This is a genomic window from Streptomyces lichenis (genome assembly GCF_023218175.1).
Taxonomy (GTDB): Bacteria; Actinomycetota; Actinomycetes; order Streptomycetales; family Streptomycetaceae; genus Streptomyces; species Streptomyces lichenis.
The window spans coordinates 129818-149763 of record NZ_JALPTH010000010.1 but is presented as its reverse complement, the minus strand read 5'-3'; the positions used below and the strand labels follow the sequence as shown (position 1 = coordinate 149763).

Here is a 19946-nt window from a genome sequence, read left to right as displayed (position 1 = left end):
GATACGAGCCTGCGTCACTGTTGGGCCCTCCACATTTCTTCGAGCATGGTGATCTGGTCCTGGTCGAGATCGAGCAGGTCGAGGTCGGAGGGCGTGTGCCCGGCGGTCGACCCGCCGTCCGCCCACGCGGCCAGCGCGCCCAGGGCGGCCAGCCAGCCGTCCGCGAGCTCGCTCACCGTGTCCTGGGACAGCGCCTCGCCCGCCCAGAGGAAGGTCGCGGTGAGCTCCGGCCCGTCGGGGCCGTTCTCCACCTCCGCGTTGATCTCCAACGCGTGCGACAGCGGCTGCGCCGGATCCGGCCGTACCGCCAGGGCGTCCGCCTCGGCGGCCGGACCCCAGTCGGAGGCCGTCTTGGCCGTCTGCCGGCCCAGGTAGTTCCACAGCACCTCGGGGGCCGCCCCGGCGGTGTCGAACAGCCTGGCCGTGCCCGCGTTGAGGTGGCGCAGCAGCCCCGCGCCGACGCCGCCGTCCGCGACGGACCGCAGCACCTCCTTGACCTCCTTCAGCGCCGCGCCCGCGTCCCCGGCCCCCGACAGCACGGCGGCCGGATCGTAGGCACGCGCGCCCAGCCGCAGCGGGTAGACCGAGGTCAGCCAACCGACGGTACGCGTCAGATCGGCGCCCGGGACCAGGTCCTGCTCCCGGCCGTGGCCCTCCACGTCCACCGTGAAGCCGCCCGCCGCCGCACCCCGGCCCGCGCGGGCCGCCCAGTCGCCGACGGAAAGCACCAGCGCGGTCAACAGGGTGTCGTTGACGGTGCCGTGCACCGCCTGCGGCACGGTCTCCAGCAGCGGCCCGGTCCGCTCGGCGGACAGCCGCACGGTCAGCCGCCGGGCCGTCGCCACCGTGTCCCGTACGGGATCCAGCGCCCGGTCCGTCAGCAGCCGCCCGTCCGGCACCGCCTCCAGCCAGCGGTCCAGCTCGGCCAGCCGCCGCGCGCTGTGCGCCTCGGTCACCAGACCGGCCGTCCAGCTCCGCAGCGAGGTCGGCACCGGCTCCAGCGCGGGCTCGCGGTTCGCGGCCACCGCCTCCCAGGCGGCCCGCAGGTCCGGCAGCAGGATCTGCCAGGACACCTCGTCCACCACCAGGTGGTGCGCCACCAGCAGCAGCCGGCCGCGCTCACCGGGGCCCGCGTCGAACAGCACCGCGCGCACGGTCTCGCCAGCCGCCGGGTCCAGCTCACCGGCCGCCCGGTCCGACTCGGCCGCCACCAGGTCCCGCAGCGCCTCGCCGTCGATCCCGGCCGCGTCCACCGTCCGGAAGACGGCGGCCGCGCTGATCGCGCCCACCGGTCGCACCTCGGCGCTCCACACCCCGGGCCGCGCCACGGTCAGCACCTGCCGCAGCCCGTCGTGCCGGTCCAGCACCGCCTGGAGCGCCGGCACCAGCTGAGTCGGCTTGACGCCGGCCGGCAGCCGCACCAACCGTGCCTGACAGAACCGCTGGTAGGGGCCGCCGCGCCCGGCGAACCACTGAGCCACCGGCGGCAGCACCAGCGGCCCGGTGCCCTCGTCCACCGGACGACGGTCCTTCTTTTGGTCCGCGCCCGCCACCGGCACGGCCACGGAGGCCAGCTGAGAGGGCGTCGGGTGGGTGAACACCTGGCGCGCGGTCAGCGTCAGCCCCCGCTTGCGGGCCATGCTGACGAACCGGATGGAGACGATCGAGTCGCCGCCCAGCTCGAAGAAGTTGTCCTCGGTGCCCACCGCGTCCAGTCCCAGCACCTCGGCCATCAGCCCGGCCAGCACCTCGGCCGGGGAACCCTGCGAGGGGGCCTCTTCGGTACGGGCGGTCGGCGCCGCCGCCGTCGGCTTGGCGGCCGGCACCGGCGCGGGCAGTGCGCGCCGGTCCAGCTTGCCGTTGGGGGACAGGGGTACTTCCGCCAGCTCCAGCACGGCCGCCGGGACCATGTACTCCGGCAGCTGCTGGGCAGCCAGGGCACGGAGTGCGGCCGGGTCGATCGTGGAGCCGGATTCCGGGACGGCATAGCCGACCAGCCGCTTCACGCCCGGGTTGTCCTCGCGGACGATGACGATGGCGCGGGTGATGCCGGGTGCGTTGGCCAGTACGGCTTCGATCTCGCCGAGTTCGATCCTGAACCCTCGCAGCTTGACCTGGTCGTCGGTGCGGCCGAGGTAGTCGAGGGTGCCGTCGGCGCGCCAGCGGGCGAGGTCTCCGGTGCGGTACATGCGGGTGCCGGGGGCGCCGTGGGGGTCGGCGGTGAAGCGTTCGGCGGTCAGGCCCGGGCGGGCGGTGTAGCCGCGTGCCAGCTGCGCACCCGCGAGGTACAGCTCGCCCGGCACCCCGACCGGGACGGGCTGGAGTCGGGTGTCGAGCACATAGACCCGGGTGTTCCAGACCGGGGCACCGATCGGCGCCGAGGCACCCTCGGCCTGGGTGGCGGACCAGGCGGTGACATCGACCGCCGCCTCGGTGGGTCCGTAGAGGTTCTCCAGCGCCACCGGACGTCCACCCGCCGAGGCGTGGAAGCGGGCGACGAGGTCGCCCGGCAGGGCCTCGCCGCTGCACACCACCAGTCGGAGGGAGGGGACGGTGGTCAACTCCACTTCGCCGAGGAAGGCGGCGAGCATGGAGGGGACGAAGTGGGTGACGGAGACATGCTGTTCGCGGACCAGCTCCGCCAGGTATGCGGGGTCCTTGTGTCCGTCGGGCTTGGCGATGACCAGGGGGACGCCCTGGGCGAGGGGCCAGAACAGCTCCCAGACGGAGACGTCGAAGCTGGTCGGGGTCTTCTGGAGCACCCGGTCGGCGTCGGTGAGGCCGTAGGCCCCCTGCATCCACTCCAACCGGTTGACGATGGCGGCGTGTTCGACCATCACGCCCTTGGGGCGGCCGGTGGAGCCGGAGGTGAAGATGATGTAGGCCGGGTGGCGGGGGAGCAGGGGCGCCCGGCGGTCCGCGTCGGTGACCGGCTCACTGCTGAGCGCGGCCAACTCCTGCCGGATTTCCACGGAGTCGATAAGGAGACCCGGGACGGTATTTGCCGACGCCGTGTCGGTAAGTACGGTGACCGGCTTGGCTGTCTCGATCATGTAAGCCAGGCGGTCGCTGGGCAGGCCGAGGTCGAGGGGGAGGTAGGCGCCGCCCGCGCGGACGATGGCGTGCAGAGCGATCAGCAGCTCGTACGAGCGGGGCAGGGCCACGCCCACGATGGACTCGGGTCCGACTCCGCGCCCGATCAGCAGCCGGGCGAGGCGGTTGACCCGCTCCTCGAAGTCGGCCCGGGACAGCGCCCGGCCCTCGAAGACCAGGGCGGGAGCGGTCAGATCGCGGGCGCCTGCCGCCACCAGATCGGCCAGGGTGGCCGGACCCTCCAGCGGGCGGACGGTGGCGTTCCAGCCCTCCACCACCCGGTCTCGCTCCTCGGCGTCCATCACCGGGATACGGGAGAGGGGAGCCCCGGGCTCGGCGGCGACCGCGTCCAGCAACCGGACCAACCGAGCGGTCAAGCGCTCGGCGCCGGCACGCTCGAACAGGTCGGTGGCGTAACGCAGGCCACCGGCCAGCCCGTTGGCCTGCGTGCCGTCCGGGCCGAAGGCGAACTCCAGGTCGAACTTGGAGCCGCCGATCTCCACGACCAGCTCCTCGGCCGGGGCGCCGAACAGCTCGCGCACCGAGGTCTCCACGGAGTGGTACGTGACCATCGTCTGGAACAGCGGGTTCCGGGACTGCGCCCGAGTCTGCCCGACCGCCTCGGCCACCGCCTCCAGCGGCAGATCGGCGTGCGAGAACGCGGCCAGTCCGGTGTCCCGCACCCGGCCCACCAGCTCGGTGAACGCCGGGTCGCCGGACAGGTCGGCGCGCAGCACCAGGGTGTTGAGGAAGAACCCGACCAGGCCGTCCACCTGGGCGTCCTCGCGCCCGGAGGCGGGGCTGCCGAGGGGGATGTCCTCGCCCGCGCCGAGCCGGTGCAGCAGGGCGGCGACCGCCGCGTGCACCACCATGAAGAGGGTCGCCCCGGTCTCGCGGGCGATCCGTGCCAGACCCTCGCTCGTGGCGGGTGCCACGGTGAACGGCACCACGTCACCTCCATGCGAGGGCACCGCCGGGCGCGGCTTGTCGAACGGCAGCGCCAGCTCCTCGGGCAGCCCGGCCAGGGCCTCCCGCCAGTAGGCGGACTGCCGGCTTGCCACCGACTCCGGGTCCTCGGTGCGGCCCAGCAGATCACGCTGCCAGAGCGCGAAGTCCGCGTACTGCACCGGCAGTTCCGCCCACGCCGGGGCGTGTCCCGCCTTGCGGGCCGTGTAGGCCGTGTCCAGGTCGGCGAAGAGCGGCCCGGTGGACCACTCGTCGGTGGCGATGTGGTGGAGCAGGACGACCAGGACATGGTCGTCCTCGGCGGCGGTCAGCAGCGTCGCCCGGATCGGCAGGTCCTGGGCCAGGTCGAAGACATGGCCGCCGGCGGCGACCGCCTCGGCCTCCAGCCGGGTGGCCGACACCCGGCGGATGTCGAACGGCACCCGGGCCTCGGCGGCCGGGATGATCCGCTGGTACGGCTCCCCGTCCACCTCCTCGAACACCGTGCGCAGCACCTCGTGCCGGGCCACCACATCGGCCACCGCCGCCTTCAGCGCTGCCGCGTCCACCGGGCCGCGCAGCCGTACCGCCAGCGGCACGTTGTACGCCGTCCCGGCGCCGCGCACGCTGTCCAGCAGCCACAGCCTGCGCTGGGCGGCCGACAGGGGCAGCGGCTCGGGGCGGGCAGCAGCGCGGGTGAGAGCCAGCCGGTCGCTGGTGGCCCGCTCGGCCAGCCGGGCCGCCAGGGCCTCCACGGTCCGCGCCTCGAACAGATCGCGCACCGCGCACTCCACCCCGAGGGCGGTACGGATACGGCTCACCGCACGGGTGGCCAGCAGCGAGTGACCGCCCAGTGCGAAGAAGTCGTCCAGCACCCCGGCCGACTCGGGCAGCCCCAGGATGTCGCCGAAGATCCCGGCGACGATCTCCTCCCGGGCGTCACGCGGTGCCCGTGCCGGACCGCTCGCCGCCTCCGGGGGTGCGGGCAGTGCGCGCCGGTCCAGCTTGCCGTTGGGGGATAGGGGTACCTCGGCCAGCTCCAGGAAGGCTGCGGGCACCATGTACTCGGGCAGCCTGTCGGCGGCGAGGGTGCGGAGTGCGGCCGTGTCCACGGCCGTTCCGGCCGCCGGGACCGCGTACGCCACCAGGCGCTTCACGCCCGGGTTGTCCTCGCGGACGATGACGATGGCGCGGGCGATGCCGGGTGCGTTGGCCAGTACGGCTTCGATCTCGCCGAGTTCGATGCGGAAGCCTCGGAGTTTGACCTGGTCGTCGGTGCGGCCGAGGTAGTCGAGGGTGCCGTCGGCGCGCCAGCGGGCGAGGTCTCCGGTGCGGTACATGCGGGTGCCGGGGGCGCCGTGGGGGTCGGCGGTGAAGCGCTCGGCGGTCAGGCTGGGGCGGGCGGTGTAGCCGCGCGCCAGCTGCACACCGGCGAGGTACAGCTCACCCGGCACCCCGACCGGGACGGGACGCAGCCGCTCGTCCAGCACATAGACCCGGGTGTTCCAGACCGGGGCACCGATCGGCGCCGAGGCACCCTCGGCCTGACTGGCGGACCAGGCGGTGACATCGACCGCCGCCTCGGTCGGGCCGTACAGATTTTCCAGCGCCACACCGGAGTTCCGCGCGGAGGCGTGGAAGCGGGTGACCAGATCACCGGGCAGGGCCTCGCCGCTGCACACGACGAGTCGGAGGGAGGGGACGGTGGTCAGCTCGACCTCGCCGAGGAAGGCGGCGAGCATGGAGGGGACGAAGTGGGTGACGGTGACCTGCTGTTCGCGGATCAGGTCTGCCAGGTATGCGGGGTCTTTGTGTCCGTCGGGCTTGGCGATGACCAGCGGCACGCCCTGGGCGAGGGGCCAGAACAACTCCCAGACGGAGACGTCGAAGCTGGTGGGGGTCTTCTGGAGGACGCGGTCGGCGTCGGTGAGGCCGTAGGCCCCTTGCATCCACTGCAACCGGTTGACGATGGCGGCGTGTTCGACCATCACGCCCTTGGGGCGGCCGGTCGAACCCGAGGTGAAGATGATGTAGGCCGGGTGGCGGGGGAGCAGGGGCGCCCGGCGGTCCGCGTCGGTCACCGGCTCGGCGGAGAGCCCGGCCAACTCCTCGCGTACGGCGGCGGAGTCGATGGCCATACCCGGGACGGTGTTTGCCGACGCCGTGTCGGTAAGTACGGTGACCGGCTTGGCCGTCTCGACCATGTAGGTCAGGCGGTCGGTGGGCAGGCCGAGGTCGAGGGGGAGGTAGGCGCCGCCCGCGCGGACGATGGCGTGCAGGGCGATCAGCAGTTCGTACGAGCGGGGCAGCGCCACGCCGACGATCGACTCGGGTCCGACCCCGCGACCGATCAGCAGCCGGGCGAGCCGGTTGACCCGCTCCTCGAACTCGGCCCGGGACAGGGCCTGGCCCTCGAAGACCAGCGCGGGAGCCTTTGGATCGCCGATACCGGCCGCCACCAGATCGGCCAGGGTGGCCGGGCCCTCCAGAACGCGCGCGGTGGTGTTCCAGCCCTCCACCACCTGCTCCCGCTCCTCGGCCTCCAGCAGCTCCACCGAGGACAGCGGCAGCTCGGGGGCGGCGGTCACCTGGTCGAGCAGACGGACCAGCCGGGCGGTCAGCCGCTCGGCGCCGGCCCGCTCGAAGAGGTCGGTGGCGTACCGCACCCCGCAGGTCATGCCGGTACCGGCAGCCGTACGCCGGAAAAGGATCTCCAGGTCGAACTTGGCCGCCCCGGCACCGAGCGGGTACTCCTCGGCGTCCGTGGCCAGCAGCCGGGACAGGTCCGGGCCGCCGCCCTCGTAGGCCACCATCGTCTGGAAGAGCGGGTGACGGGAGAGCGAGCGCTCGGGGTTCACCGACTCCACCACTGCCTCGAACGGCAGGTCGGCGTGGTCCAGGGCGGCGAGGTCGTGCTCGGCCACCCGCTCCAGCAGCGTGGCGAAGCTGGGGTCGCCGCTCAGGTCGGTGCGCAGCACCAGGGTGTTGACGAAGAAGCCGACCAGCTCGTCCAGCGCGGAGTCGTCGCCGCGTCCGGCCACCGGGGAGCCGAGGGGGATGTCGTCCCCGGCGCCCAGCCGGTGCAGCAGGGCCGCGACGGCGGCGTGGACCACCATGAACATGGTGGCGCCGGAGTCGGAGGCCAGCAGGTCCAGGCGGGCCACCAGCTCGGCCGGCAGCTCCCTGGTCACGGTGTCGCCCTGGTGGCTGGGCACGGCGGGGCGTGGCTTGTCGAAGGGCAGCGCCAGCTCCTCCGGCAGCCCGGCCAGCGCGGCCCGCCAGTGGGCGGACTGCCGGGCGGCCAGCGACGCCGGGTCCTCGGTGGAGCCCAGCAGTTCACGCTGCCAGAGGGCGAAGTCCGCGTACTGAACCGGGAGTTCGGCCAGCTCAGCGGTCTGACCCGCCTGCCGGGCCGCGTAGGCGGCGTCCAGATCGGCGAGGAGCGGCCCGGTCGACCACTCGTCACCGGCGATGTGGTGCAGCAGCACCAGCAGCAGATGGTCGTCGCGCTCCGGGTTGCTCAGCAGGGTGACCCGCAGCGGCAGCTCGGCGGCCAGGTCGAACGGCTCGGCGGCCGCCGTCTCCAGCAGCACCTGACGGTCTGCCTCGGCGGCGCGCCGCACGGCGAACGGGATCCGGGCCTCGGCGGCCGGGACGATCCGCTGGTACGGCTCGCCGCCGTCCTCCGCGAACACCGTCCGCAGCGCCTCGTGCCGGGCGGCCACGTCGTTGACGGCGGCGGCCAGCGCCACCGGGTCCACCTCGCCGCGCAACCGCAGCACCACCGGGATGTTGTAGGTGGCGCTGGGGCCCTCCATCTGGTGCAGGAACCACAGCCGCCGCTGGGCGTAGGACAGCGGCAGCCGCTCAGGCCGCTGGGCTGCCCGCTCCAGCGCCGGGCGCTCGGAGGCGGCCCGCTCGGCGAGCCGCAGCGCCAGCTCCGCCACCGTACGGGCCTCGAACACATCGCGGACCGAGCAGGCCGCGCCGGTGGCGCGCACCCGGGCGACCACCCTGGTCGCCAGCAGCGAGTGCCCGCCGAGCCGGAAGAAGTCGTCCTCCGCGCCGACCGAGTCGAGCCCCAGCACCTCCTGGAAGATGCCGGCCATCCGCTCTTCGGCCGCGCCACGGGGTGCCCGGGACCCGGTGTCCCCGGCGACCGGCTCGGGCGCGGGCAGCGCGGCCCGGTCCAGCTTGCCGTTGACGTTCACCGGGAGCACGTCCAGCATCACCACGGCGGCCGGGACCATGTACTCCGGCAGCTCGGCGGCCAGCCGGCGGCGCAGTTCGGCACCCAGGCCGTCGGAAACCGCACCGCCGGAGACCGCGCCGGTGGCGTAGGCGACCAGCCGGGGCACGCCCGGGGTGTCCTCGCGGACCACCACGGCCGCCGCGCCCACCTCGGGCTGCTCGGCCAGCGCGGCCTCGATCTCGCCGAGTTCGACGCGGAAGCCACGGATCTTGACCTGGTCGTCGCTTCGGCCCAGGAACTCCAGCAGACCGTCACTCCGCCAGCGGGCCAGGTCGCCGGTGCGGTACATCCGGGCCCCGGGCGCCCCGAACGGGTCGGCCACGAACCGCTCGGAGGTCAGGGAGTAGCGGCCCAGGTAGCCACGGGCGTTCTGGACGCCCGCGAGGTACAGCTCACCCGGGACACCGGGCGGCACCGGGCGCAGCCGGGCGTCCAGGACATAGGCGCGGCTGTTGTCCAGCGGGCGGCCGACGACCGGGGTGGCGCAGTCGGTCACCCGGGCGACCAGCGCGTCCACGGTGAACTCGGTGGGCCCGTAGTAGTTGACGGTCTCCACGTCCTGGTAGCCGCGCAGCTCCTCCCAGAGCGCGGGCGGCACCGCCTCACCACCCAGCAGGAACAGCGGCAGCCGCCACGCGCCCTGCTCCAGCAGTCCGGCGTCGAGCAACTGCCGGCCATAGGAGGGGGTGACGTCCAGGGTGTCGATCCGGTGGTTTCGCACATACGCCACCACGGCGTCGGCGTCCCGGCGGCCGAACTCGTCCAGGATGTGCAGCTCATGCCCGGCGACCAGCCAGAGCAGCTGCTCCCAGGAGGAGTCGAAGGAGAACGAGGCGGTGTGCAGGGCGCGCACCCGCCGGCCCAGGCGCTGTGCTACCGGGAGGTACAGCTCGCGCTCGTGGTCGCGGTAGAGGTTGGTCAGGCCGGCGTGGTGCAGGCCGACCGCCTTGGGACGGCCGGTGGAGCCCGAGGTGTAGATGACGTAGGCCAGGTCGGCCGGGGCGGGGGAGGGGAGCGCGGGGCCCTCGGCGGTGTCGAAGGCGGCCAGCCGCTCGGCGGTGGCCGGGGCGTCCAGCTCCAGGGTCGTCACACCCGCCGGCACCGGCACCGTGCCGGTGGCCGTACCGGCGGTGAGCACCACCACCGGGGCGGCGTCGGTGAGCATGAACTCCAGCCGCTCGGCCGGGTGGTCGAGGTCCAGCGGCAGGTAGGCGCCCCCGGCGCGCAGCACGGCGAAGGCGGCCACCACGGAGTCGGCGGAGCGGGGCAGCGCCAGGGCCACCACCGCGTCCGAGCCGACGCCCTCGGCGGCCAGCAGCCGGGCCAGTCGGTCCGCTCGGTCCGCCAGCTCGGCGAAGGAGAGAGAGGTGCCGTCGAAGACCACGGCGGTGGCGTCCGGGGTCGCGGCGGCCCGCTCGGCCAGCAGCTCCACCACGGTCGTGGCCGGGGCCGTACGCTCCCCGCCCTGCCAGGAGGCCAGCAGCTCCCGCTCACGCCCGTCGAGCAGCTCCAGCGCGGACAGCGGCCGTTCGGGCGCGGCGACCGCCTGGGCCAGCAGCCGCAGCAGCCGGTCGGCGAGCGCGTCTGCGGTGGACCGGTCGTAGAGGTCGGAGGCGTAGAACACCTCCAGGTCCAGACCGTCGCCGTGCGCGGTGTCGGAGAAGGTGATATCCAGGTCGAACTTGGTGGTGCCCGGGTCGATCCGGTCGCTTCGCGAGGCCAGTCCGAACAGCTTGCGCACGTCCTGGGTGACCGTGGAGTGCGCCACCATGGTCTGGAAGAGCGGGTGCCGGGTCAGCGACCGCTCGGGGTTGACTGCCTCCACCACGGTGTCGAACGGCAGGTCGGCGTGGTCCAGGGCGGCCAGGTCGGTGGCGCGCACCCGGTCCAGCAGCTCGGTGAAGCTGGGGTCGCCGGTCAGATCGGTGCGCAGCACCAGGGTGTTGACGAAGAAGCCGACCAGTTCGTCCAGCGCGGTGTCCCCGCGCCCGGCCACCGGGGTGCCGAGGGGGATGTCCTCGCCCGCGCCCAGCCGGTGCAGCAGCGCGGCCACCGCCGCGTGCACCACCATGAACACACTGGTGCCGCTCTCGCGGGCCAACCCCCGGATGGCGAGGGTCAGTTCCTCGGGCAGCTCGCGGTGGACCATACCGCCGTCGTGGCTCGGCGCGGCCGGGCGCGGCCGGTCGGTGGGCACCGGCAGCTCCTGCGGCAGCCCGGCCAGCGCCTCGCGCCAGTAGTCGGTCTGGCGCTCGGTGACGGTGGAGGGCAGCGCGCGCTGCCAGAGGGCGAAGTCGGCGTACTGGAGGGGGAGATCCTGGTACTCGGGGGCCCGGCCCGCCAGGCGCTCGGCGTAGGCCAGCTCCAGGTCGCGCAGGAACGGGCCCATCGACCACTCGTCGCTGGCGATGTGGTGCAGCAGCACCACCAGGGCGTGCGCGCCGCTCGCCGGGTCGCGCAGCAGGGTCAGCCGGACCGGGGCCTCGGCGGCCAGGTCGAAGAGGTGCCCGAGCGCTCGCTCTGCCTCGGCGTCGAAGGTCTCGTACGGGGTCTCCTGGACCCGCAGCCGGGCACCGGCCGCCTCGGCGTCGGCCGGGGACAGCACGCGCTGGTAGGGCTCGCCGCCCTCCTCGGCGAAGACGGTGCGCAGCGCCTCGTGGCGGGTGAGCACATCGCCCAGCGCGTCCGACAGGGCCTCCGCGTCCAGGGCCTCGTCGAAGCGGGCCACGAAGGGGATGTTGTAGGTGGCGCTGGGGCCCTCCATCTGGTGCAGGAACCAGAGCCGGGCCTGTGCGTACGACAGCGGGAGGCGGTCGGGCCGGGTCCCGGACGCCACCAGGGCGGGGCGGTCGGCGGAGGCGCGGTCGGCGAGCCGGGCGGCCAGCGCGGCCGCGGTCCGGGCCTCGAACACGTCCCGGATGCCGCACTCGGTGCCCAGCGCGGTGCGCACCCGGGCGATCACCTTGGCGGCCAGCAGCGAGTGCCCGCCCAGGTCGAAGAAGTCGTCGTCCACGCCGACCGAGGGGAGGCCCAGGACCTCGGCGAGGATGCCGGTGAGGATCTCCTCGCGGGCGCCGCGCGGGCCCCGGCCGGTCCCGGTGCGGGCGGCCAGGTCGGGCGCGGGCAGCGCCCGGCGGTCCACCTTGCCGTTGGCGGTCAGCGGGAAGGCGTCCAGCACCACGACCGCCGAGGGGACCATGTACTCGGGCAGCCGCTCGGCCACCGCGGCGCGCAGCGCGGCCGGGTCCGGGGACTCGGCCCCGGCCACCGCCGTCACATAGCCCACCAGATGCTGGGTGCCGGGCAGGTCCTCGCGGACCACCACCACCGCGCGGCCGACCGCCTCCGGGGCGCCGAGGGCGGCCTCGATCTCGCCCAGCTCGATCCGGAAGCCGCGCACCTTCACCTGGTCGTCGGCGCGGCCCAGGAAGTCGATGGAGCCGTCCGGGCTGCGGCGCACCAGGTCGCCGGTGCGGTACATCCGGGCGCCCGCCGGGCCGTAGGGGTCGGCCACGAAGCGCTCGGCGCTCAGCGCGGGGCGGCCCAGATAGCCGCGGGCCAGCTGGTCGCCGGCCAGGTAGAGCTCACCGGGGCGGCCCGAGGGGGTGGGCCGCAGGGCGCCGTCCAGGACATAGGCGCGGGTGTTCCAGAAGGGCGTGCCGATGGAGGGCGTGCCGGTGTGGTCGGATGCGAGCACCATGGAGGTGGCCCAGACGGTGACCTCGGTGGGGCCGTAGACATTGGTCGCGGATCTCGCGGTGCGGGCCAGCCGCTCGGCCAGGTCGGCGGGCAGCGCCTCGCCGCCGACCAGGACCTTGGTCGCGGCGAGCGCGGCCGGGCCGCCGTCCTCCAGCAGGGCGTGCCAGAGCGAGGGGGTGGCCTGCATGGCGGCCGGGCGGTGGCGTTCGACCAGCGCGGCAAGCGCGGCCGGGTCGCGGACGGTGTCCCGGTCGGCGAGTACCACGGTGGCGCCGCTGACCAGCGGGACGTACAGCTCCAGGGCGGCGATGTCGAAGGAGATCGTGGTGACGGCGATCAGGGTGTCGCGGGGTGCCAGGGCCAGCTCCTCGGCCTGCATGGCGAGGAAGTTGGCGAGCGCGGCGTGCGGGACGACCACGCCCTTGGGGCGGCCGGTGGAGCCGGAGGTGTGGATGACATAAGCCGGGTGGGCGCCGTGCAGCGGGGCGCGGCGCTCGGCGGGCTCCAGCGGTCCGGCGTCCAGCTCGGCGAGGGCAGCCAGGGTGTCCGGGGCGTCCAGCACGATCCGCTCGGTGCCGGCCGCGTCCGGGGCGTCGGCGGCGGAGGCCAGGGTGGTCAGCACGCAGACCGGGCGGGCGTCCTCGACCATGTACGCCAGCCGGTCAGCCGGGTAGTCCAGGTCCAGCGGCAGATAGGCGCCGCCCGCCTTGAGCACCGCGAGCAGCGCCACCACCAGGTCGGCGGAGCGGGGGAGGGCGAGGCCGACGAAGTCCTCCGGGCCGACGCCGCGCGATATCAGCAGCCGGGCCAGCCGGCTCGCCCGGGCGTCCAGTTCGGCGTAGCCGAGGGTGGTGTCCCCGCTGATCAGCGCGGGCTCCTCGGGGTGGCGGGCCACCTGGGACTGGTAGGCGTCCACCACGGTGCCGGCCGGGATGGCGCGGGCGGTGGCGTTGGTGTCCTGGATCAGCGCGCGGCGGGCATCGGCGTCGAGGAGGTCGGGGCGCCCCACGGGGGCCTCGGGCCCGGCGGTGGCGGCCTGGTCGAGGAAGCGGGCGAACTCGGCGGCCCGGGCGGCCAGCGCCTCGCTGTCGTACGCGGCCGGGTTGGCGTCCAGCTCGAAGCGGATCCGCTTCTCGGCGGCGTCGTGGTGCAGGGCCAGGGTGAGGTCGTCCACCGGGCCCGCGGCCACGTTGTGCACCGCGCCCGGGGTGCCCGCGAAGTCCAGGGCGTTGTCAAAGGCCTTGATGTTCACCATGGGGCCCAGCAGGCCCTGCTCCCGGCCGACCAGGCCGAGGTCGCGGCGGATGTCCTCGGCGCGGTAGCGCTGGTGGCGACGGAGGTCCCGCACCGCGGCGGCGACCTGGGCGGTCAGCTCGGCCAGGGTGTGGTCCGGGCGGACGGCGACCCGCAGTGGCAGCACATTGACCACCATGGCCGGCACCCGCAGCGCGGCGGTGCCCAGCCGCGCCATGGCGGGCATGGACAGCAGCACGTCCCGGGCGCCGGTGGAGCGGTGCAGGAAGGCGGCGAACGCGGCGGTGCCGACATCGGCCCAACTGGCCTTGGCGGCCTTGGCTATGGCGTTGAGCCCGGCGGTGGCCTCGGGGGAGAGGGTGGCGCCGTCGCGCAGGAAGGCGGCGGAGGCGGGGAAGGACGCCCCGGCCAGCGGCTCCGGTTCGGGCCGGTCGGCCAGCCGCTCACCCCAGTACGCCTTGTCCTGGGCGCAGCGCTCGGTGGCCGCGTACTCCTGCTCCTCCGCCACCACCGCGGCCAGCGGGCCGAAGGGGCTGGCGGCCGGCTCCTCGCCGCGTACCAGCGCGGTGTAGACCTCGGCGGTGCGGCGGGCCAGGAGCGAGAAGCCGTAGGCGTCCAGCGCGATGTGGTGCACCCGCTGGTACCACAGGGTGCGGTTCTCGCCGACCCGGTGCAGCGCGAAGGCGAACAGCGGCTCGGCCGCCGGATCGCTGGGGCGGTCCATGTCGGCCCGCATCAGGGCCAGCGCCGCCGCCTCGGGATCGGCCTCCGCGCGGTGGTCCAGGACCCGCAGCACCCCGCCGGTGTACGGGCCTTCGGCGGTGTGCTGCCAGACCCCGCCTGCCTCGTCCTCCTCGAACCGGACGGTCAGCGCCTCGGCCTCGCCGACGGTGCGGCGCAGCGCCGCCCCGAAGAGGTCCGCGTCGACCGGGCCGTCGATCGCCACGTACTGCCCGACGTTGTAGACCGGGGATTCGGGCGCGAGCCGCTGCCCGTACCAGACACCGGTCTGCGCCCCGGTCAGGGGCAGTCGCCGCAAAGCACGCTCGGTCATGGGATGTTGCTCCAGTGTTCGCACGCGAGCCGCCCGTACGCGTGTCGTACGGGCCGGCCGGCGGGAGGCGGGTTTCGAGGAAGGCGGGCGGGGGCGGGGTCAGCCGGTGGCGGCCGGGGCTGCGGTGGCCCCCGGGGTGCCGGGCACGGAGCCGGGGTCGGCGAGGGCGGGCTCGGTGTCGCTCGGCGGGCCGCCGGCCGACGCGCCGCCGTCCTCGTCCTCGTCGTCGTACGGCAGGGTGGCCTTGCGCAGCCCGGGGACGAGCAGGGCGATCAGCAGGGCCGCGCCGGCGCAGATCGCGCCGTTGATGACGGCGGCGCCACCGGTGCTGGTCCAGCGGGCGACCGCGGCCGCCTCGGCGTCGCCGACCATGCCGCCGCTGGTGCCCTGGGCGGTGATCACGCTGACCATCCGGCCGCGCAGTCGGTCCGGGGTGTTGTGCTGGACCAGCGCGTACTCCAGGATCTCGTACACCGTGCCGGCCGCGCCGCCGATCGCCAGCATCACGAAGGCGAGCGCCAGATGGCCGCTGAAGCCGAAGCCGATGGCGCTGGACCCGCCGACGAAGGCGGCGGCCAGCAGCAGCCGGCCGGGGCGGGCGGCCCGGTTGAGCCAGCCGCTGGTGGCCGAGACGGCCACCGCGCCGACCGCCGGGGCGGTGTAGAGCACACCGAGCATGAACTCGAAGTTCCCCGCGTCGGCGCCGAGCTGCTTGTCCACCATCTCGGGGAAGAGCACCACCGGGAGGCTGAAGACGGCCATCACCCCGCCGAGGAGCAGCAGTCCGCCGACGACCCGGCTGCGGGCCGCGTAGCGGAAGGCCACCAGGACCGAGCCGCTGTCCTCGGTGTCGTCGTCCTCGTCCTTCACCGGCGGGAGCGGACGGACCCTGGTGATCAGCAGGGAGGTGACGGCGGTGGTGAACGCGGCGAAGGCGAACACCGCGCCGGGGCCGGTGAGTCCGAGCAGCACACCGCCGAGCAGCGGGGCGGTGATGGAGCCGATCTCACCGGTGAGGGAGATCAGGGCACCGGCTGCGGGCAGCTGGTCGGGGCGGACCAGGGTCGGGGCGACCGCCATCAGCGCGGTGACGCTGACCCCGGTGGCCAACCCGTCCCAGGCGACGCAGAGGTAGAGGACCCAGAGCGAGGGCTCCGGCAGGAAGGCGTTGACCGCCAGACCCGCGAAGGCCAGCGCGGCGGCGCCCCGGGCGCAGACGATCAGCGTCCGCTTGTCCATCCGGTCGGCCATCCAGCCGCCCCAGAGCGAACCCAGCAGCACGGTGACGCTCATGACGATGCTGACCGTGGCCACATGGAAGGTCGACCAGGTCTCGTACACCTGGCCGGCCAGCGCGACCGCGGCCATGCCGAGGCCGAAGAGCGACACCACCCGGGCGATGAAGATGGCCCGGAAGTCCCGGCTGTCCCGCAGCGGGGTGATGTCGATCAGCAGGTCACGCGCCCGCACGGTCCACTCCCGCCGCCTCGGTGGCCGCCGGGTCGAGCAGCTCGGCCCACTCGCGCAGGGTGGGGCGCTCGGCCAGGTCGGCGAAGCCGATCTCGGCGCCGTCCGCCCGCCAGTTCTCCACCAGCGTCATCAGCCGGATCGAGTCCAGCCCCTGGTCGAGCAGGCTCTCGTCCGTCTCGACCTCGTCGGCGTCGACGTACAGCACCTCGGCCACGTCCCGCGCCAGGCGCTCGATGCTGAACGTCCGCTGTGCTCCGGCCGTGTCGGCCATCTCCGGTTCCTCCGCGTCAGTGGTGTGCCTGCGTCAAGGGGCAAGCATACCGATAAGGTGAGCCTTACCTAACTATCTATGATTGTCCTCGTCAAGCCGGGCGGCCGTGTTCCGCCGCCGCCCCGGCCACCAACTCCACGAGAGCGAGAAGCCCTTGACCACGGCGATACCCAGACCCTCGGTGCCCCGTCGGCGGGGCCCGGTGGTACGGACCGCCACCCGGCGGGACGCCGAGGCGCTGCACCGGCTGTCCCGGACGTTCGCGCGCACCGGAGCGCTGCGCGAGCGCCCGGCCGCCCTCTACGCCGAGATGGCCGGGGAGTTCCTGGTCGCCGAGGCGCCGAACGGGGCGCTGGAGGGCTGTGTGGCGCTGCGCCACCACCCCGCCGAGCCCGGTCCCGGGACCCTCGCCGTGCTCTACAACTTCTGCGTGGCGCCCGCCAGTCAGGGCCGGGGCACCGGCTCGGCCCTGCTGCGGGCGGTGCTCGCCCGGGCCGAGGCCGAGGGCGTCCGCGCGCTGTTCACCGCCACCACCGGCGGTGGTGAGCTCTTCCTGCGCTACGGCTTCGCCCCCGGCGACGACCACCGGGCGCCCGCCGCCTGGCGGGCGGCGCTCGACCCCGGGCGCGGCTCGGTCGTGCTCAGCCGCGCGCTGGGCCACTAGCCCCGCACCGCACTGCGGCCCGCCCCGAGGGGCGGGCCGGTTGGCGGCGGTTCGGCGGGGCGGGTCTTCCGGGCCGGGGCGGCTGACGACGAGGATGCCCCGGCCCGGAAGACGTCTCACCGGGGCGTCAGGACTTCGCGGCGAGGCTGGCGGGCCGCATGTCGGTCCAGTTCTCCTCGACGTAGGCGGCGCAGCCCTGGCGGGAGTCCTCGCCGTGCACCGTGGTCCAGCCCGCCGGCACCTCGGCGAAGGCCGGCCACAGCGAGTGCTGGTTCTCCTCGTTGACCAGCACCAGGTAGCGGGCGTCGTCGTCCTCGAAGGGGTTGGTCGCGGTCATCGGGTCTCTCCTTGCGTGGGTGCGGCCGGTACGGCCTGGGGGTGGGGAAGGGAAGTCGTCGGTACGGCCGGTTCCGGCAGGTCCGCCAGCGGTGTGTCCGGGGCGGCCGCCAGGGCCAGCAGCAGGGCGGTGTACCGCTCGGCCAGCGCGGCCGGGCCCGCGGTGCCGTAGCGGCCGGTGTCGGCGTCCAGGTCCAGCCGCAGCCGCCCGTCGGGGTGGCGGACCACCGACAGCGAGACGTCGTCCACCGGGCCGGAGGCCAGGGTGACGACCCGTCCGGTCAGTCCGGCGAAGTCCACCTCGGCGGGGAACGGCCGCAGGTTGAGCAGCGCCACCGAGGGCGCCCGGCTCCCGGCGCCGGGCCAGATCTCCCGGGCCAGCACCTCGCCGCGGAACCGCTGGTGCTCCCGTACGGCGGCGAACTCGGCGACCGTGCGCTCCAGCAGCTCCCGGAAGGTCGCCGCCCCGTCCACCGCGATCCGCACCGGCAGCACGTTGACCGCCATCCCGGGCACCCGCAGGGCGCCGGGCGCGGTCCGCCCCAGCACGTACATCCGGAAGACCGCCTCGGTGGCCCCGGTGTCCCGGTGCAGCCGGGCCGCCAGCGCCGCGGTCACGGCCTCCGCCCAGGTGGCGCGGGCCGGCCGGACCGCCTTCGCCAGCAGTGCGGAGTCCTCCCGGTCCAGCAGTACGGTGTGCCGCGCCGCGCCGGAAGAAGCGCCGGTGGTCCCGGCGGCCGGGAAGCGGACGGGCGCCGGGCGGTCGGCGTACCGGGCCGCCCAGTGCGCCCGGTCGGCGGCCTCGCGGGCCGAGCCGGCGTACTCCCGCTCGGCCGCCACCAGCACCTCCAGCGGCGCGAACGGCGACGGCGACGGCTCGGTGCCGCGTACCGCGGCGGTGTACAGGTCCGCGATCCGGCGGGTCAGCAGCGCCACCCCGTAGCCGTCCACCGCGAGGTGGTGGAAGTACGAGAAGAGCAGGTGCCGTTCGGGCCCGACCCTGACCAGCACCGTGCCGGTCAGCGCGGGCGGCGGGCCCTCGCCGGAGGGCGGCTGGAGCCGGGGCGGGCAGGCCAGCTGGTCGCGCACCAGCTCCACCGCGGCGGCCACCGGATCGGCGGCGCCGGTGGTGTCCAGCCGGGGCAGCCGCCAGCCCTCGGGGTCGAAGGGCAGCCGCTGCTGCCAGGCGCGGCCGCCCTCCTCCCACACCCGCAGACGCAGTCCGGGGGCCTCGGCGAGGGTGCGGGCGACGGCCCGGCGCAGCAGCTCGGTGTCGAGCGGTCCGGTGAGGTCGACGTACTGGCCGACGTTGTAGGTGGGATCGTCGGGAGCGGCGCGCTGGGCGGAGAGCACATCGGCCTGGGCCGAGGTGAGCTCCAGCGCTCCGTTCGCCGCCGCGGCGGGCGCGGTCGAGGGGCGGGCGGGCATGGGGACTTCCGGTGGGGTCACGTCTGGTGGTGGCGGGGGCGTCGGAGCGGCGGCGGTCAGCCGGCCGCCACCGGGACGCCGCCGGCCGGGGAGGCATCGGCGGCACCGCGCCCGGTGAGCACGTCCCGTTCGGCCCGGCCCAGCAGCAGCGAGTCGCAGATCTCCCCGGAGCGCACGGCCAGCGTGGACAGCAGCGAGGAGGTGATGCCGTGCGAGTGGCCGGCCGCCGCGCCCTGGACGTAGATCCCGGCGCGCACCCGGTCGGTGGTCGCCACCCGGTGGTCGCGGCCGATGCGCAGCCGCCCCTGGCCGTCGGTCAGGCACTCCTCGGCCAGCGGGCCGAGCAGCTGGAGCGGGTCGGTCGGGGTGTAGCCGGTGGCCATCACCACCGCGTCGCACTCCAGCGTGAAGGCCTCGCCGGTGGTGAGCGAGCGCAGTACCGCCCGCGCCCCGTCGGGCAGTTCCTCCACGGCGGTCAGCGCGGTGGTGCCCATGACCCGCAGCCGCTCGGTGCCGGCCACCTTCTCCTGGTAGGCCGTGCGGTACAGCTGCTCGATCAGCTCGCCGTCCACCACCGAGTAGTTGGTGTTGGCGTGGTAGGTCAGCAGGGCCTGCTTGACCTCGTCGGGGGCGCGGTAGAAGTCGTCCACCGCCGCCGGGTCGAAGATCCGGTTGGCGAACGGGCTGTCGTCGGCCGGGCTGTAGCCGTAGCGGGTGAAGACCGCGCACACCTCGGCGTCGGGGAACTCCCGGTGCAGGTACTCGGCGGCCTCGGCGGCCGACTGCCCGGCGCCCACCACCACGAAGCGGCGGTGCGGCCGCTCGGCGATCGCCTCGGCGTTGAGCCGCAGGTCGCGGGTGTGCCAGACATGGGGGCCGATCGCGGTGCCGGCCGGCATCCGCGGGACGAGCCCGGTGCTGATGACCAGGTTGCGGGTGCGCAGCGCCTCGGTCTCCTGACGGGAGGCGACGGATTCGGTGAGCACGTCGAAGGCCTCGACGGCGCCGTCCCGCTCCACCGGTGTGACCTCGGCGGCCTCGCGCCCGTAGCGCACCCGGTCGGTGAACTCGGCGGCGCACCAGAGCAGGTAGTCGTGGAACTCCAGCCGGGTCGGGAAGAAGGACTTCTGGTTGATGAAGTCCGCCAGCCGGCCCCGGTCGTGCAGATAGCGCAGGAAGGTGAAGCGGCTGCTCGGGTCCCGCATGGTGGCCAGGTCCTTGAGGAACGACACCTGCATGGTGGTGCCCGGCAGCAGCATGCCCCGGTGCCAGCCGAACTGCTGCTGGCGCTCCACGAAGGCGGTGCGTATCGCGCGCCCGGGGCCGCACTGGGCGTTGTGCTCGTCGACCGCGATGGCCAGTGCCAGGTTGGCCGGCCCGAACCCGACGCCGACCAGGTCGACGTCCTGGTCCCGGTCGGGTCCGCTGCCGTGCCGTGCGGCGTTCGCGTGCCCTGCAGACATGCTCATCCTTTGCTTGA

The 19946-nt window shown here is 74.5% G+C and carries 7 protein-coding genes; 1 reads left to right on the top strand and 6 read right to left on the bottom strand.

What is annotated here, in order from left to right; translation table 11 throughout:
* Positions 1 to 14: 14 nt before the first annotated feature.
* The 3 genes from M1O15_RS12875 to M1O15_RS12865 all read right to left on the bottom strand — a co-directional run bounded on the left by M1O15_RS12875 (position 15) and on the right by M1O15_RS12865 (position 16038).
* Positions 15 to 14297 carry a non-ribosomal peptide synthetase gene (locus M1O15_RS12875; RefSeq protein ID WP_248633862.1) on the bottom strand — a complete coding sequence of 4761 codons (14283 nt, stop codon included), beginning with the start codon at positions 14295 to 14297 and terminating at the stop codon, positions 15 to 17.
* Between the two features lie 99 nt (positions 14298 to 14396).
* A complete protein-coding gene (entS, locus tag M1O15_RS12870) occupies positions 14397 to 15767 on the bottom strand; it encodes an enterobactin transporter EntS (protein ID WP_308282292.1) in 1371 nt (456 codons plus the stop codon).
* Positions 15754 to 16038, bottom strand: a complete 285-nt coding sequence (locus M1O15_RS12865; protein WP_248633861.1) for a phosphopantetheine-binding protein — start codon at positions 16036 to 16038, stop codon at positions 15754 to 15756. The genes entS and M1O15_RS12865 overlap by 14 nt, the downstream gene beginning before the upstream one ends.
* A gap of 181 nt (positions 16039 to 16219) precedes the next feature.
* Between M1O15_RS12865 and M1O15_RS12860 the strand changes: the two genes are divergently transcribed.
* Positions 16220 to 16702 (top strand): GNAT family N-acetyltransferase, encoded by a 483-nt coding sequence (locus tag M1O15_RS12860; RefSeq protein ID WP_248633860.1) that lies wholly within the window; start codon positions 16220 to 16222, stop codon positions 16700 to 16702.
* Positions 16703 to 16829: 127 nt separating this feature from the next.
* Here M1O15_RS12860 and M1O15_RS12855 read toward each other — a convergent pair whose 3' ends face one another.
* Genes M1O15_RS12855 through M1O15_RS12845 form a run of 3 tightly spaced genes read right to left on the bottom strand, consistent with a single transcriptional unit; the run spans position 16830 to position 19929 of the window.
* Positions 16830 to 17039: an MbtH family protein gene (locus tag M1O15_RS12855; protein WP_248633859.1), complete on the bottom strand. Its 210-nt coding sequence runs from the start codon at positions 17037 to 17039 to the stop codon at positions 16830 to 16832.
* Positions 17036 to 18466, bottom strand: a complete 1431-nt coding sequence (locus M1O15_RS12850; RefSeq protein WP_248633858.1) for a condensation domain-containing protein — start codon at positions 18464 to 18466, stop codon at positions 17036 to 17038. Before M1O15_RS12850 ends, M1O15_RS12855 begins: the two co-directional genes overlap by 4 nt.
* 56 nt (positions 18467 to 18522) lie before the next feature.
* On the bottom strand, positions 18523 to 19929 hold the full coding sequence (locus M1O15_RS12845) for a lysine N(6)-hydroxylase/L-ornithine N(5)-oxygenase family protein (protein WP_248633857.1): 1407 nt from the start codon (positions 19927 to 19929) through the stop codon (positions 18523 to 18525).
* Between the last annotated feature and the right edge of the window lie 17 nt (positions 19930 to 19946).